This is a genomic window from Chthonobacter rhizosphaerae, assembly GCF_013839525.1.
Lineage (GTDB): Bacteria > Pseudomonadota > Alphaproteobacteria > Rhizobiales > Pleomorphomonadaceae > Chthonobacter > Chthonobacter rhizosphaerae.
In genome coordinates this window covers 206558-221659 of record NZ_JACDIS010000007.1, presented here as the reverse complement: position 1 = coordinate 221659, position 15102 = coordinate 206558, and the positions used below count along the sequence as shown (strand labels likewise).

At 70.4% G+C, this 15102-nt stretch carries 16 protein-coding genes and 1 pseudogene; 8 read left to right on the top strand and 9 right to left on the bottom strand.

Annotated elements, in window-relative coordinates; genetic code table 11:
- The first annotated feature begins 60 nt into the window (after positions 1-60).
- The gene (locus tag HND91_RS14725) at positions 61-960 is read left to right on the top strand and encodes an MBL fold metallo-hydrolase (protein ID WP_181707348.1); all 900 of its coding nucleotides are present in this window, start codon (positions 61-63) and stop codon (positions 958-960) included.
- 200 nt (positions 961-1160) lie between these two features.
- On the opposite strand, the gene HND91_RS14720 is transcribed toward HND91_RS14725, so the two are convergent.
- Both HND91_RS14720 and epmA read right to left on the bottom strand, forming a co-directional pair.
- Positions 1161-1637: a hypothetical protein gene (locus tag HND91_RS14720; RefSeq protein ID WP_181707347.1), complete on the bottom strand. Its 477-nt coding sequence runs from the start codon at positions 1635-1637 to the stop codon at positions 1161-1163.
- A 253-nt stretch (positions 1638-1890) separates the two neighbouring features.
- Positions 1891-2934: an EF-P lysine aminoacylase EpmA gene (gene epmA / locus HND91_RS14715; RefSeq protein WP_181707410.1), complete on the bottom strand. Its 1044-nt coding sequence runs from the start codon at positions 2932-2934 to the stop codon at positions 1891-1893.
- A 130-nt stretch (positions 2935-3064) separates the two neighbouring features.
- Between epmA and efp the strand changes: the two genes are divergently transcribed.
- Entirely contained in the window at positions 3065-3634 is a 570-nt protein-coding gene (efp, locus tag HND91_RS14710; protein ID WP_181707346.1) for an elongation factor P, read from the top strand.
- Positions 3635-3756: 122 nt separating this feature from the next.
- On the opposite strand, the gene HND91_RS14705 is transcribed toward efp, so the two are convergent.
- Genes HND91_RS14705 through HND91_RS14685 form a run of 5 tightly spaced genes read right to left on the bottom strand, consistent with a single transcriptional unit; the run spans position 3757 to position 7170 of the window.
- Entirely contained in the window at positions 3757-4272 is a 516-nt protein-coding gene (locus HND91_RS14705) for a hypothetical protein (RefSeq protein ID WP_181707345.1), read from the bottom strand.
- A gap of 26 nt (positions 4273-4298) precedes the next feature.
- Positions 4299-4841: a methylamine dehydrogenase light chain gene (locus tag HND91_RS14700; RefSeq protein WP_343057346.1), complete on the bottom strand. Its 543-nt coding sequence runs from the start codon at positions 4839-4841 to the stop codon at positions 4299-4301.
- A gap of 31 nt (positions 4842-4872) precedes the next feature.
- Positions 4873-5472, bottom strand: a complete 600-nt coding sequence (gene mauD, locus HND91_RS14695; protein ID WP_181707344.1) for a methylamine dehydrogenase accessory protein MauD — start codon at positions 5470-5472, stop codon at positions 4873-4875.
- A 34-nt stretch (positions 5473-5506) separates the two neighbouring features.
- Entirely contained in the window at positions 5507-6037 is a 531-nt protein-coding gene (locus HND91_RS14690; RefSeq protein WP_181707343.1) for a MauE/DoxX family redox-associated membrane protein, read from the bottom strand.
- Positions 6034-7170: an amine dehydrogenase large subunit gene (locus HND91_RS14685; protein WP_181707342.1), complete on the bottom strand. Its 1137-nt coding sequence runs from the start codon at positions 7168-7170 to the stop codon at positions 6034-6036. Before HND91_RS14685 ends, HND91_RS14690 begins: the two co-directional genes overlap by 4 nt.
- A gap of 151 nt (positions 7171-7321) precedes the next feature.
- Between HND91_RS14685 and HND91_RS23230 the strand changes: the two genes are divergently transcribed.
- On the top strand, positions 7322-8260 hold the full coding sequence (locus HND91_RS23230) for a helix-turn-helix domain-containing protein (protein ID WP_181707341.1): 939 nt from the start codon (positions 7322-7324) through the stop codon (positions 8258-8260).
- A gap of 47 nt (positions 8261-8307) precedes the next feature.
- Here the strand turns inward: HND91_RS23230 and HND91_RS14675 are convergent, their stop codons facing one another.
- Positions 8308-8748 carry a MaoC family dehydratase gene (locus HND91_RS14675; RefSeq protein WP_181707340.1) on the bottom strand — a complete coding sequence of 147 codons (441 nt, stop codon included), beginning with the start codon at positions 8746-8748 and terminating at the stop codon, positions 8308-8310.
- Positions 8749-8776: 28 nt separating this feature from the next.
- The gene (locus HND91_RS14670; protein ID WP_181707339.1) at positions 8777-9235 is read right to left on the bottom strand and encodes a MaoC family dehydratase; all 459 of its coding nucleotides are present in this window, start codon (positions 9233-9235) and stop codon (positions 8777-8779) included.
- Positions 9236-9908: 673 nt separating this feature from the next.
- On the opposite strand from HND91_RS14670, the gene mraZ reads away from it, so the two are divergent.
- The 5 genes and pseudogenes from mraZ to HND91_RS23360 all read left to right on the top strand — a co-directional run.
- The gene (gene mraZ / locus HND91_RS14665; protein WP_181707338.1) at positions 9909-10370 is read left to right on the top strand and encodes a division/cell wall cluster transcriptional repressor MraZ; all 462 of its coding nucleotides are present in this window, start codon (positions 9909-9911) and stop codon (positions 10368-10370) included.
- Entirely contained in the window at positions 10367-11386 is a 1020-nt protein-coding gene (gene rsmH, locus HND91_RS14660; RefSeq protein WP_181707337.1) for a 16S rRNA (cytosine(1402)-N(4))-methyltransferase RsmH, read from the top strand. Before mraZ ends, rsmH begins: the two co-directional genes overlap by 4 nt.
- The gene (gene ftsL / locus HND91_RS14655) at positions 11383-11778 is read left to right on the top strand and encodes a cell division protein FtsL (RefSeq protein WP_181707336.1); all 396 of its coding nucleotides are present in this window, start codon (positions 11383-11385) and stop codon (positions 11776-11778) included. The genes rsmH and ftsL overlap by 4 nt, the downstream gene beginning before the upstream one ends.
- 14 nt (positions 11779-11792) lie before the next feature.
- The gene (locus tag HND91_RS14650) at positions 11793-13529 is read left to right on the top strand and encodes a peptidoglycan D,D-transpeptidase FtsI family protein (protein ID WP_181707335.1); all 1737 of its coding nucleotides are present in this window, start codon (positions 11793-11795) and stop codon (positions 13527-13529) included.
- A gap of 141 nt (positions 13530-13670) precedes the next feature.
- A pseudogene (locus tag HND91_RS23360) lies at positions 13671-15101 on the top strand (UDP-N-acetylmuramoyl-L-alanyl-D-glutamate--2,6-diaminopimelate ligase); the annotation flags it as partial.
- Between the last annotated feature and the right edge of the window lies 1 nt (position 15102).

Sequence of the window (15102 nt, the reverse complement as noted above, 5' to 3'; positions counted from 1 at the left end):
CGTCAAGGTGGGGCGGGGACGGAGACCGACCACCATCGCATGACAGCATTGGAGATACGCGTGTTCACCAGGAGAGAGATCATGAAGACGACGCTCGCGACCGGTGCGGTCGCTTTCATGGCGCCCGCGGGCCTCGGCAATGCCGCCGCCCCGACCCTCCGCTGGCAGCATCTGCCGGCCGGCGAGAATGGCTTCTATCGGGCGCCCGTCCTTCTGACCGGCCCGACCGAGGCTCTGCTGATCGACGGCGGTTTCACGTATCCGGACGGCCGCGCCGTGGTCGAGGCCATCAAGGCCACCGGCCGGACGCTCGGCACGATCTACGTCAGCCAGTCGGATCCCGACTACTACTTCAGCCTGAAGCCGGTGCGCGAGGCTTTCCCGAACGCCCGCGTGATCGCGGCGTCGGCGACCATCGAGGCGATCCGCGGCAACCTGGAGAAGAAGCTGGAAACCTGGGGCCCGCAGCTTGGCGAGAACGGTCCGCAGACCGTGGCCGACATCGTGATGCCCGAAGCCTTCGACGGCGACAGCCTGACGGTGGACGGCGAAACGGTCGAGATCGTCACCGTCGCCGACATGGAGAACCGCCGCTACCTCTGGGTGCCGTCCCTCAAGGCCGTGTTCGGCGGGGTGATGATCTTCTCCGGCGTCCATGTCTGGGTGGCCGACACGGCGACGCCTGAGGTCCGGGCCGTCTGGCGGGCCAATCTCGACGCCATCGCGGCCCGGAACCCGGCCGTCGTCGTCGCCGGCCACATGACGCCGGACGCGCCGACGGACCTCTCCGGCGTGCGGCACACCAAGGCCTATCTGGAGGCCTTCGAAGAGGAACTCGCCCGCGCGGCCGACAGCGCCGCCCTCAAGCAGGCCATGCTGGCCCGCTATCCGAACCTCGGCATGGGCATCGCGCTGGACATCGGTTCGAAAGTCGCGACGGGCGAGATGAAGTGGGGCTGAGGCCGTGTTCGATCACGTCGACGGACGTGGTCGATGGGAGGCTGCTTCGGATCATCGGACCTTGAGCGGTGCGTCGTCGACCGGACGATCGAGTCCGGTCGACAATCGCTTCAGTCTGACGCCATCCCGCACCGTTTCACGAGACGGCATCGTCATGGTCCGCCTGAGCGGTCCATGACGGGTTGGATGGTCGCGCGCGGCTAGAATTTCCAGGTGAGCGACTTGGAGACGCGGGTGGTCACGCGGTCGTAGGTGCTCTTCTCGGAGGCCGGGTAGATGATCTCCACCGTGTGGGCGACCTCGAGGGAGCGGGTGAGCATCAGCTTGCGGTAGAAGATGCGGTCGCCCTCGAAGCCGGACATGACGAACCAGCGGGGGCCGTTGGTCTGGTAGGTGACCCGGTGGGGCGCGGCGTCGTCGTTGGCGGCGGCGAGGAGGTCCTTGAGGGAGAGGCGGTCGACGTTGTAGCCGCCGTAGACGGTGATCTCCGCGCGGCCGTCGGCGGACACGAAGCGGCGGCCGTCGCCGTTGGCCGATTCCGGCTCGGGCGTGAAGATGTCGGCCGGGTAGGTGATGGTCGTGCCGAACTTGGGGTTCGTGTAGGTCTGCCAGTCCTCGGCGAGCGCCGGGGCGGCGGCCGTCACGAGGGCGAAGAGGGCGACGAGCAGACGAACCATGGCCAGACGTCCTGACGGGACAAGGGTTTCCGGGTCCGCCGGGCGGGTCGCCGGGTCGGAGAGCGACCGACGCCGGGGCGGGCCGCATGGTTAAAACACAGTTGATCGGTTCTTGTTAACCCCGGCCGGTTCACGACACGGCGAGCGGATCGTCGCCGGGGGAAGGGCGACGGCAGGGACGGCCGTCGGGTCCGGTGCCGCCGGATGAGGGGCGGCGGGTCGCGGGGGGCGGTCGCAAGGTCAGGTCACGTCATTACATCACGGGCGCCCAGACCACGTCGTCGATGGAGCGGGCGCCGCTGGCGAGGATGACCAGCCGCTCGAACCCGAGGGCGATGCCGGAGGCCGGGGGCATGTGGGCGAGGGCGGCGAGGAAATCCTCGTCGATCGGGTAGCGCTCGCCGTAGATCGCCTGCTTGACGGCCATCTCCTCCTCGAAGCGGCGGCGCTGCTCCACCGGGTCGGTGAGCTCGCCGAAGGCGTTGGCGAGTTCCACCCCGCAGGCGTAGAGCTCGAACCGCTCCGCCACCCGGCCGTCGTGGGCGCAGGGGCGGGAGAGGGCGGCCTCGCAGACCGGGTATTCGCAGAGAACGGTGGCGCGGCCGAAGCCGAGCTCGGGCTCCACGGACTGCACGAGAATGCGCGAATAGAGGTCGGTCCAGCTGTCGTCCGCGACGACCCGGTAGCCGGCTTCGGCGGCCTGCCGGGCGAGGGCGTCGCGGTCCGGGGCGGCGGGGTCATCGGTGAGGGTGGCGAGGAGGTCGATGCCGGCGTGGCGGCGGAAGGCCTCCGCGACGGTGAGGCGTTCCGGCTCGGCGAACGGGTCGGCGGTGCGGCCGCGCCACGTGAAGGCGGAGGCGCCGACGGTCCCGGCGGCGAGGCGCAGGAGGGCGGCGCAGTCGTCCATCAGGGCCTCGTAGGGCGCGCCGGCCCGGTACCACTCCAGGAGCGTGAACTCGGCCGAATGGAGCGGGCCGCCCTCGCGGTTGCGGAACACCCGGGCGAAGTCGAAGATCCGCGTCTCGCCGGCGGCGAGCAGCTTCTTGGCGGTGAACTCCGGCGAGGTGTGCAGGTAACGGCGGCGGGCGACGCCGTCGGGGCCGAGGAGGTCGGTCGCAAAGGCGTGGAGGTGCGCCTCGTTGCCGGGCGAGACCTGGAGGGCGGGACATTCCACCTCGGTGAAGCCCTCCGCCTCGAACCAGCGGCGGACCGCCGCCTTGATCCGGCCCCGCGCCTGAAGGAAGGGGCGGCGGGCCGCGTGCCGCTCGGCGGACCACCAGGGGGAGGAGGGCGGGATCGTCGCCTTGGCCGTCAATGCCTCTTCCTTTTCGGGCTCGAAAATGTCAGGAGAGACGCCAGCGCGCGGTCGCGCCGGGCCTCCGGCGTGAGCGCTTCCCTTTTGTCAAACTCGAGACATCGATTACGCCATGGTCAAGGTCATCGCCAGCCAGATCCGCAAGGGCAACGTGGTGGAGCTCGACGACAAGCTCCACGTGGTGCTCTCGGCCGAAAACTTCCACCCGGGCAAGGGCACCCCGACCACGCAGATCGACATGCGGCGGATCGCGGACGGCACGAAGGTTTCGGTTCGGTACAAGACCACGGAGCAGGTGGAGCGGGCCTTCATCGACGAGCGGCCCTACACGTATCTCTACGAGGACGAACAGGGCTTCGCCTTCATGAACATGGAGAGCTACGAGCAGATCTCCGTGCCGAAGGACGTGGTGGGCGACCAGGCGGCCTATCTGGCCGAGAACATGGAATGCCACGTGGGCGTCTACAATGACGTGCCGGTGTCGATCGAGCTGCCGGCGCGCGTGGTGCTGGAGGTCGTCGAGACCGAGCCGGCCATGAAGGGCCAGACCGCGACCTCGAGCTACAAGCCGGCGGTGCTCTCCAACGGCGTGCGCACCAACGTGCCGCCGTTCGTCACCACCGGCACCAGGATTGTCGTGATGACGGCCGACGGCTCCTATGTGGAGCGGGCCAAGGACTGACCCGGCCTGCCAAAGGCGGCGAGACGACGGGAAGGCGGCCTTCGAGGGCCGCCTTCGGCGTTTCAGGGGGAGGGGATAGAGGTGGCGGGCCCGGGATCAGGGTCCAGGATCGGAGCGCGGGATCAGGGCCAGGGATAGGGGGCGACGGGCGCGCCGTCGGCCTTCAGCCGGGCCGCCACGTGGCGGCGGAGGGCCACCACGTCGGTGCGCGGCAGGGCCTGGGCGGCGGCGACCTCCTCGGCGGTGAAGAGGGGCGTGCCGGGTTTCCACGACGGGCCGGCGAAGGCCTCCACCACGTAGTTGAGGACGGCGGCGGTGCGGGCGGCGTCGAGGTTGGCGCTGCGGACGCCCGGCACGCGGGTCATGTAGGACCGGCCGTCCGGATCGGCGGCGAACGCCCCGACATAGCCGGCAAGATCCGGCACGCCGGCCTTGGCGGCCGCGCCCTTGCCGGCGAGGCCATGGCAGCCGCTGCAGCGGAGCACGTAGTTGGTGCGCGGCGAGTAGTCGGTGGCGGCCCAGTCGGGCTGGGCCGACCGGACCGGATCCGCCGGACCCGCCACCGTCGCCGCCGCGGCGAGCGCGACGGCGGCGATCGGCAGGGCGGCGCGCCGCCAGGGACGGGTACGGCTGGTCATCGCTCGGCTCCCGTCTCGGCGTGCCGTCACTCGGCGAGGCCGACCAGCACCGCGACCGTGCAGTGGTAGCCGACCGAGGTGTTGGCCATGCACCAGTTGATGTCGTTGTGGAGCGCCATCCGGTAGCCGGGCTTCTCGCCTTCGTTGAAGTTGCAGAAGGTGGCGTTGCCGCAGAAGGTCTTGCCGCAACAATCGTTGTAGCTGATCAGGTAGTCCTTCGTGTCGTCCGGGTTGCGGCAGGTGCCGACCCAGCTGACGGTGGACGCCTCCGAGCCCGGCGGGCACATGCTGAGGCTGCCGCCGCACTGGGTGCAGAGAGTGCCGTCGAGCGAGCAGTAGCGCCAGTAGTCGCATTGCAGCGGGTCGGACCCGGCGGCGATGCTGCCGCCGCCGCTGCCGGTGGCGTGGCTCTTGTCGAACGGCAGCATGGGGGCGAGCGCGCCGCCGAGGATCAGCGTCCCGGCCTTGGCGAGAAAGCTGCGCCGGCCGCTGGTCTGGGCGACCCGGCGGGTCCCCGTCTCGGTCAGCCGGTCGAGCCGGGCAAGCATGGTGTCGAAGAAACCGGTCACGGCCGTGGCTCCTCTTCGGGTGGGTTCGGGTTCAGCGGCTGGCGACGGGAGCGCCGCCGAGGTAGTCCTGGATCGAGGCGACGCCCATGTCCTTGGCGTTGAAGAGGCTCTCCAACTGCTCCCGGTTGTTGACGAGGCCCTTGGCGCGGATGGTGCCGGCCGGGTCGATCAGCACCGCGAAGGGCAGGCGCGAAACCCGGTAGGAGATGCCGAGCTCTTCCGAGAGCACGTAGGGGAAGGCCTTGAGGCCGGCGGTCTCGATGAAGCGCTCGTGCTTGGCGCGCTCGCCGTCGGAGGCGAGCACCACGTCCATCCAGCTCTTCTCGGCGGTGCGGACGGACTGGAGGACCGGCAGGAGCTTCTTGCAGACCGGGCAGGTGGGCGAGAGGAAGAAGACGAGGGTCGACCGGTCGGGGCGCGGCCCGATGGTGATCTCGCCGCCGGTGAGGCTCTTCAGCCGCCAAACCGGCGAGGCGTCGCCGACCTTCGGGCCGCTGTCGTTGACGAGGGCGCCCATGGGGGAGACCCGCTCGAAGAGCACGCCGACCTGACGGGCGAGGGCGAACAGCGCGACGGTGAGCCCGATGACCATCAGGACGAGGACCGCCACGACGAAGGTGAGTGCGTTCATGGGATGGAATGACCTTTGACTTGAGGCGTGTCGGTCAGGTGCGGGGCTTCAGGTAGGCGGCGTTGCCGAGGATCTGTTCGACCAGCAGGTAGCCCAGGAAGACGGTGAAGCCGCTGGCGATCACCGCCGCCGCCTCGCCGACGTCGAGGGCGAAGGGCGAGCCGGCGGCGCCGAGAAGCGCCAAGGCGGCCAGCGCGACGTTGCGGCCGACGAGGGTCCAGGACACCGGCTGCACCGCGCCGCCGCAGCCGCACTCGATCCAGCGCCGGCCCATGCGGACGGCGCCGCCGATGGCCGCCGCGTAGCCGAGGAGCATGAGGGCGGCGAGAACCGGCCCGAGCGGCCAGAGCGCCGGCACCACCAGGGCCGCGAGGGTGAGGCCCTCGGCGGCGACGAGGGCGTGGGTGGCCGGGCGCACGAAGTGCTCCGGCAGGAGGCCGTAGTCGGCCACGAAGCCGGAGAAGGCGGTCACGTCCGACAGCTTGTGGACGAGCGCCCGGGCGAACAGGAGGGCGGTGAACACCACCGCGCCGCCCGACGCCAGGAAGAGAAGGCCGCCGCTCATGGGGTGGCCGTCGCCAGGAAGGGCAGGTCCACGAGCGGCAGTTCGCCGGCGACCTTGGTGGCGTAGCCGCCGGCCACGTCGACCTCGTGGCGGATCAGCTTGATGTCGGCCATCAGCGTGTAGAGGACCGGCTTGTCGCCGGGCGCGGCGGTGATGGAGAGCGCGCCGGCGAGCGGCGTGCGGCCGACGACGGCTTTCTTCTCCAGGTCGACCGTCCACACCTCCTCGCTCGGGTTCTTGTGGCTGCCGTCGTAGCCGCCGGAATGCATGAGCACGAACAGGCGCTTCAGGCCGCTGCTGTAGGTGACGAGGTTGTAGCCGCCGGGCACCCAGCCGCCCTCGACGCCGGCGGTCATGGAGAAGCGGTCCACCTTCTTCGGCGTGCCGTCCGCGTCGGACGCGATGACCACGTCGCCCTTGAAGGTGACCATCACGATGCCGGCCTCGGAGCGGGCCGTGGTGGCGAAGACCGGGTCCTCGTCCGGATCGAAGATGTCCGTGCCGGTGGTCTCGGTGGCGGTCTTGCCGTCGGCCGAGAGGGCATAGGTCATCAGGCTGCCGTCGCCGCAGATGGTGGTGAAGCCGCTGCCGGTGGCGGTGGGGTAGATGCCCCAGCACCCGGGCGTGGGGATTTCCTGCGCAACGGCGCCGGCGGCGACGTCCACCACCGTGATGGACGAGGCGGGGGTGGCGTTCTGGGCGAACACGAACTTGCCGTCCGCGCTCTGCTGCAGGAGCGCCGCGTAGGAGAGCGCCATGACGCCCTTCGGCGGCAGCACCACCTCGGACTTCACCGTCAGGGTGGCCACGTCGTAGATCTGAAGCACGGTCTCCATCGGACCGTAGGCGTAGCGCTTCAGGAAGGTGGACAGAGAGTAGGCGACCTTGCCGGCCGGGTCGACCAGCATGGTGCCGAAGCTGCCGCTCGGCATGGTGCCCTTCATGGCGAGGTCGTCCGCCCCGAGCACGACCAGGCTGCCCGGACCGGACAGGCTCTCCTGGTAGACGATGACGTTCGGGCCGGGATCGATGGCCTCCTTCACGCCGAACGTTTCGGACGGAAGGGGATCCTGCGCCAGGGCCGGAGCCGCCATCACGGCGCACGCGACAAGTCCAAGAATGGGTCTGATCAACACCGTGATGTCTCCCGGTTTCGACGGTCCGGACCAGGGTAGGCCTGTCGGTATTGACGGTGCTATCCGGTTTGGGCGTAGTATCTTGCCTAACTGGTGTGCAGATCGGTCTCTGCATACTGATTAGGCTTTGATGGATCGGGGGATTGCCGTGGCCGAGATCCCAGTGCCCTACAGCCGGGCGACATTCGCGGACGCGTCCGAGCAGGAGCGCGGCCTGACGGGCTGGCGGCAGTCCTATTGCCAGCTGAAGCCCGGCCTTTATCGGGGCGAGGTGGAGACGCTGGCGCTGGACGGCGTGACCATCCACCGGGAGCGGATCAACCTGGCGGTCCAGCAGCGCACCGCGCCGCCGCTCGGCAAGGCGGTCTACGCCAAGCTGCTCGGCGACAGCGATCCGTGGCGGGTGAACGCCATGGCGATCGACACGGAGTCGCTGACCATCCTGCGCCGGCCGGAGGAGCAGACCGTCGCCTTCGCGGACAACAGCGACCTCCTCATCCTCTCGGTGGACGAGGCGGCGGTCGGCGCGCCGGAGACGGGCGATCCGACCGCGTCGGCGGCGCCGGCCGGAGAGGCGTTCGGCTTCCTGGCGTCGTGGGTGCTGTCGCTGATGGCGCACTTCTCGGCGGTCGAGGGCGGCGTGGCGGGCGAACTCGCCACCGTGCTCCCCGGCATGATCATCGACCGGGTGCAGTTCGTGCACGGCAAGGTGGTGGAGCGGACGAGCCCGGGGCGGGGCGTGGCGGCGAACGACGTGCGGCTGTTCCGGCTGGCGCGGGACGTGGCCGAGGCGGAAGCCGGCGACGGGCTGACGGTGGCGGACCTGGCGGCGCGCACGGGCGTGCCGCCGGACGTGCTGCGCGACGCCTTCATGCGGACCGTGGGCGTGGGGCCGGGGACATGGCTGCGCAGCCGCCGGCTGGACGGAGCGCGGCGCGATCTCCTGGAGGCCGGCCGCACGGGCGCGCGGGTGACGGACATCGCCGCCAAGTGGGGATTCTGGCACTTCGGCCGGTTCGCGGCGAGCTACGCGGCCTATTACGGCGAGCCGCCGTCGCGGACCGCGCGCCGGGGCGGCGGGGCCTGAGGCGGCCCGACCGGGCTTGCCGGCGCTCGAACCGCGCGAGCCTGGTCTCAGTCCTCGATCGGCACCATGACCGGGCCGCGCATGCGATAGACCTCCTCGCCGCGCTGGTTGAGGCCGAGGGCCTCGTTTCCGATCATCGCCCAGCCGGGGCGGGAGGCGAGCCGGCGCCTGGTGCGGACGGTGTTCGAATAGCGGATCGTGTCGCCCACGTAGACCGGGCGCTTCCAGAGGATCTCGTCGATGCCCGGCGAGATGCCGGCGAGCGTGCCGGTGGCGCGCGCGTGGTCCACCGTCAGGCGCATCCAGGCGGCGGCGGTGTGCCAGCCGGAGGCGCAGAGCGCGCCGAAATGGCTGGCCGCGGCTGCCTCCCCGTCCGTGTGGAAGGGCTGGGGGTCGTAGAGGCGGGCGAAGGCCAGGATGGCCTCCTCGGTGAAGGTGTAGCTGCCGACCTCGACGGGCGTGTCGAGGGGGATGTCGTCGAACCGCATGGGGAAGGCTCCGCGCCGGAACAGGGGCTCAGCGCCCGACGATGATGGTGGTGGCCATGGCGAAGACCGGCTCGCCGGCCTGGTTGGTCATCTCGAAGGCCGCGTCCACATAGCCGCGGTCGTGGCGGGTGGCGGACGGGCGCACGGCCAGGACCGTGTAGCGGGCCGTCAGGGTGTCGCCGACGAGGACCGGCTTCAGCCACTTCAGATCGCGCACGCCCGGCGAGCCCATGGACTTCACCCCGGCGAGAAGACGGGTGGCGAGCAGCCTCATGAGAAGACTCGCCGTGTGCCAGCCCGAGGCCGCGTGGCCGCCGAGGGGCGAGGCGCGGCCGGCCTCCGCGTCGAGGTGGAAGGGCTGGGGATCCCAGTCGGACGCGAAGGCCACCACGTCGCCCGCCTCGATCACCACGCTGCCGAGGTCGCCGGCGTCGCCCTCCCGGAAGCTCTCGAACCCTCTGAGGGCAGGAGCCGCTGGCTCGTTCATGGGACACTCCTTCCGCGCACGTCAGGTGGGAGTGCTAGCACGACGGGCGGAGGCTTGGCGAGGCCATCCCGCGCGGCGGCGGTCGGTAGAGGCCGGCCGGGAAGCACGAGCGGCGGCTCTGCCATGGGATATCATGGGACGAACGGGTGGGTCGTTGCATCGCCCGGTTCTCCACAGGCTGTGGACAAGTTCCGCGCGAGCAACGCAACTCCATGAGACAGCGGCGCGAATGGGTCTCTCTGCGCGTGGATAAGTACGGGAAAACACGGTGACGGATGCGACTAATATGCAACAGTTGGCTCAACTCATATGTGTCGCAAAGCCCAGGGTTCGGGCTGTGAAAACTTGCCGTCAACGCTTTGTTAATCCTAAATAAGATTGAATGAGGAGGCACAGACGGAGCGGCTTCCGGCGGGTCCCGTCGCGTTGACGCCCATAGGCTCCCATGATATCCCAAACGCATCCCGAACCACGCGTCGGACCGGTCGAGATTTCGGCCGGCGAGAGCGCCGGTGCTCGCCACCGGAGCGGGAATTCGTGTGCCGATCGGCAGCGACGGACGAGGGGTCGGGGGGCTCCGCCGGCATTCAGCCGGCACCGGGCTTGCCGGCGGGCATTTCCCTTCCGCGCGGGTCGGCAGGTGCTTTTCAGGGGCAGGCCCCCAAGGGACCCGATGAGCGGCTTCGTTTCGCGCTTCACCAACCGGATCGACAGGAAGGGTCGGGTCTCCGTCCCGGCGTCGTTCCGTCAGGTGCTGGCGAAGGACGGCTTCGACGGGCTCTACTGCTACCCCTCGCTCGACATGATGGCCGTGGACGCGGGCGGCAACGGCCTCCTCGGCGAGATCGAGAAGCGCCTCTCCCGCTTCGAGCCGTTCACCGAGGAGCACGACTACCTGTCGACGGCCTTCTACGGCCTGTCCGAGCGCCTCACCATGGACCCGGAAGGTCGCGTGGGGCTGACGCCGACGCTGGTGGAGTTCGCCGGCATCACCGAGGAGGTGACCTTCGTCGGCCAGGGCTACAAGTTCCAGATCTGGGAGCCGAAGCGCTACCTGGAGCACGAGGCGGAGGCGCGCAAGCGCGCGCTCGCCCTCCGCCGCCCGGCGCGGCCCGACGGAGGGACCGTGCAATGACCGCCCAGACGCCCGTGCCGGCGCCGCACATCCCCGTGCTCCTCGACGAGGTCCTCTCGGCGCTCCGGCCGATCGAGGGCGGCGTGTTCGTGGACGGCACGTTCGGGGCGGGCGGCTACACCCGCGCGCTGCTCGGCGCCGGCGCCCGGACGGTGATCGCCATCGACCGGGACCCGACCGCCATCGCGGCCGGCGCGGCGCTGGTGACGGAGAGCGGCGGACGGCTCAAGCTGGTGCACGGCACATTCTCCGAGCTCGACGCCCATGCAGAGGCATCCGGGCACCCGGCGGTGGACGGCGTGGTGCTCGACATCGGCGTCTCTTCGATGCAGCTCGACGAGGCGGAGCGGGGCTTCTCGTTCCGCCAGGACGGCCCCCTCGACATGCGCATGAGCCTGGACGGCCCATCCGCCGCCGACGTGGTCAACGAGATGGACGGGCGGGACATCGCCCTCATCCTGAAGCTCTACGGCGAGGAGCGGCAGGCCGGCCGGATCGCCCGGGCGATCGTGGCGGCGCGCGGGACCGCGCCGCTGACCCGCACCCGCGACCTCGTCCAGGTCTGCGAGAAGGTGCTGGGCGCCAAGCGCTTCGGCGAAGCCCACCCAGCCACCCGGACCTTCCAGGCGATCCGCATCTACGTGAACCGCGAGCTCGACCAGCTGGTCGAGGCGCTCGCCGCCGCCGAGCGCCTGCTGCCCGAAGGCGGCCGGCTCGCCGTGGTGACCTTCCATTCCCTCGAGGACCGCATCGTGAAGCGCTTCGTCCAGGACCGCAGCCGGACCGTGGCGCAAGGTTCGCGCCACCTTCCGGAGGCTATGGTGCCGCCGGCCACCTTCCGCTTGATCGAGAAGGGGGCCGTGGAGCCGAGCGAGGCCGAATGCGCCCGCAATCCCCGCGCCCGGTCCGCCCGTCTCCGGACCGCAGTCCGGACGGCGGCGGCGCCGCGCCCCGTCGACGGCCGAGCCCTCGGCCTCCCGGACGTCGAGCTCTCCGACCGGAGGGCCGGCGCATGACCCGCTTCGTCAACGCCCTCCTGATCTTCCTGATGGTGCTGAGCGCGGCCGCCGTCTACGACATGAAGTACGAGGCCGAGCTCGCCGCCTCGAACGTGGCCAGGATCCAGCGCCAGATCGCCCAGGAGCAGGAGGCGATCAGCCTTCTCAAGGCCGAGTGGAGCGTGCTGACCCAGCCGGCCCGCCTGCAGGACCTCGTCACCCGGCATGCCGACATCCTGGAGCTGGAGCCCATGCGCGCCGAGCACGTGGGCACGCTCGCCGACGTGCCGCCGAAGCCGGTGGACGTGCCGGTGGAGGAGATGCCGGACGAGCCCGAGGCGCCGGCCACCATCGAGCGCTCCGCCCAGGCCGCCCCGGCGGCGGCCGGCGACCCCATCGACATCCAGTGAGGGAGACGGGAACGATGTCCGCGACGTTCAGGCTGTCCTTCACCAAGTTGGCGCGCGCGGGATCCTCGCACGCCGGCGAGCCGCAGCGCTCGGCCGCCCTGCGCCGCCGCGACGCCGGCGACACCACGCGCAACCGTCTCGTCATCGCCATGGTGGCCTTCGTGGCCGTCTACGGGACGATCGCGGGCCGGCTCGTGCAGTTCGGCCTCTCCACCCCGGCGGACGCGGTCGCGCTCGGCTCGGCGCAGAGCTCCATCGCGGCGTCGCGCCCGGACATCGTGGACCGCAACGGCCAGATCCTGGCGACGGACATCAAGACCGCCTCGCTCTACGCGGAGCCGCGCCGGATCGTGGACCCGGACGAGGCGACGGAACTGCTGGCGACCGTGTTCCCGGACCTCGGCACCGACGCGGTGCGCCAGAAGCTCGCCTCCAAGTCGGGCTTCGTGTGGCTGAAGCGCGAGATCACGCCGACCCAGCAGGAGGCCGTGCACAAGCTCGGCCTGCCGGGCGTGGGCTTCCTGACGGAGAGCCGCCGCTTCTACCCGTCGGGCCGGACCGTCGGCTACGTGGTCGGCCACACCAACGTGGACAACCAGGGCATCGCCGGCATCGAGAAGTACGTGGACGACCAGTGGCTGGGCGACCTGCACCAGCTGGGCTTCGCCATGACGCCGAACCTGGAGCCGGTGAAGCTGTCGGTGGACCTCTCGGTCCAGCACGTGCTCCACGACGAGCTCTCGTCGGCGATGCAGAAGTACACGGCGCTGGCCGCCGCCGGCATCGTGATGAACGTGAAGACCGGCGAGGTGGTGGGCCTGTCGTCGCTGCCGGACTACGACCCGAACAACCCGGTGGAGGCGCTGCAGCCGGACCGCATGAACCGGATCTCGGCCTCGGTGTTCGAGATGGGCTCTACCTTCAAGCTGTTCGCCACCGCCATGGCGCTCGACAGCGGCAAGGTGAAGATCACCGACAGCTTCGACGCCAGCGTGCCGCTGCGGGTGGGCGGGTTCACGATCAACGACTTCCACGGCAAGCACCGGGTGCTGACCGTGCCGGAGATCTTCATCTACTCGTCCAACATCGGCACCGGCAAGGAAGCCCTGAAGGTGGGCCAGGAGGGCCAGCGGGACTTCCTGAAGCGGCTGGGTCTGATGGACAAGCCGCGGACGGAACTGCCGGAAGTGGCCGGCCCCATCCTGCCGAAGCGCTGGTCGGACCTCGTGACCATCACGGTCTCGTTCGGCCACGGCATCTCGGTGTCGCCGCTCGCCACCGCCGTCGCGGCCTCGGCGGTGATGAACGGCGGCTACCTGATCCCGCCGACCTTCTTCCCGCGCACGGAGGAGGAGGCCAAGCTGAAGGCGGAGCGCGTGCTCTCCCCGCAGACCAGCGAGGAGATGCGCTACCTGATGCGGCTCAACGCCATCAAGGGCTCGGGCACGCGCGCCAACATTCCCGGCTACCGGGTGGGCGGCAAGACGGGCACGGCCGAGAAGGTGGTCAACGGCCGCTACTCGTCGAACAAGCGCTTCAACGCCTTCCTGGCGAGCTTCCCGATCGACGATCCGCAGTACCTCGTCCTCATCGTGATCGACGAGCCCAACCCGGAGAAGCCCGGCATGCCGGCCACGGCCGGCCTCAACGCCGCCCCCACCGCCGGCAACGTGATCAGCCGGATCGCCCCCATGCTCGGCGTGATGCCGCGCTTCGACGAGGTCGATCTTCCGCTGCTCGTGTCGTACTGATTTCCGTCCGCCGCGTATGGGCGGACGAGCCTGTTTGCGTTCCCTCCGCCGCGGTCCGGACCGTCCTCATTTCGATCATGAAGTGAAGGCACGGTCCGCCCCGATTCGAGATCACGGAACCGAGAGCCTGGACCATACCCCATGAAGCTTGCCGAACTCGCGCCCGACATCTTCACGCCCGACGCCGCCGTGCGCCGGCTCGTGATCACCGGCGTCACGGCCGACAGCCGTGACGTGCGGCCGGGCGCCCTGTTCGCTGCGCTGCCGGGCACCAAGGTGCGCGGCACGAGCTTCATTCCGCAGGCCGTGCAGGCCGGCGCTTCGGTGATCCTGGTCGGCGAGGGGGAGGACCTGCCGGGCGACGTGGCCGTGCCGGTGCTGCGCGACCCGGACCCGCAGCGCCGCTTCGCCAAGCTGGTGTCGCGCTTCTATTCGCCCCAGCCGAAGACGGTGGTGGCGGTGACCGGCACCAACGGCAAGACCTCCGTCGCCGCCTTCGTGCGCCAGATCTGGGAGGCCCGGAACACCCCGGCGGCCTCGGTCGGCACCATCGGCGTGGTGGTGAACGGGGAGACCCGCTACGGCAACCTGACGACCCCGGACCCGGTGACCCTGCACCGCACCCTGTCGGAGCTCGCCGGCGAGGGCGTGAACCACGTGGCGCTGGAGGCTTCCTCCCACGGGCTCGTGCAACGCCGGCTGGACGGGCTGACCATCGCGGCGGGCGCCTTCACCAACCTGTCGCGGGATCACCTCGACTACCACGGCTCCATGGAGAACTACCTTGCGGCCAAGCTGCGGCTCTTCAATGCGCTGCTGGAGCCGGGTGCGGGCGCGGTGGTGAACGCGGACGACAAGTATTCGGACGCCTTCACGGCGGCCGCCCGGATCGCCGGGCTGGACCTGATGACGGTGGGGCGGAACGGCAAGGCGATCCGCGTCACCGAGGTGGCGCGCGACGGCTTCGCCCAGGTGGTGACGGTGGACGTCGGCGCGGGGCCGCGCAGCATGCGCGTGCCGCTCGTCGGCGCCTTCCAGGTTTCGAACGCCCTGGTGGCGGCCGGTCTCGCCGCGGCGAGCGGCGTGCCCCTCGGCGAGGCGCTGGACGCGATCTCGGACATCAAGGGCGCGGTCGGCCGGCTGGAACTCGTCGCCTACGCGCCGTCGGGGGCGCCGATCTTCGTCGACTATTCGCACACCCCGGCCGCCCTGGAGACGGCGCTCGAGACGCTGCGGCCCTATGTGGACGGCAAGCTGGTGGTGGCGTTCGGCGCCGGCGGCGACCGGGACAAGGGCAAGCGCCCGGAGATGGGCGCGGCGGCGGAGCGGCTGGCGGACCTCGCCATCGTGACCGACGACAACCCGCGCAGCGAGGCGCCGGCGGACATCCGCCGCGCCATCCTGGCCGGAGCGCCTTCGGCGATCGAGATCGGCGACCGGGCGGAGGCGATCCGCCACGGCATCTCGCTTCTCGGCGACGGCGACGTGTTCCTGGTGGCCGGCAAGGGCCACGAGACGGGCCAGATCGTGGGCGCGGAGGTGCTGCCCTTCTCAGACCACGAGGCGATCCGGG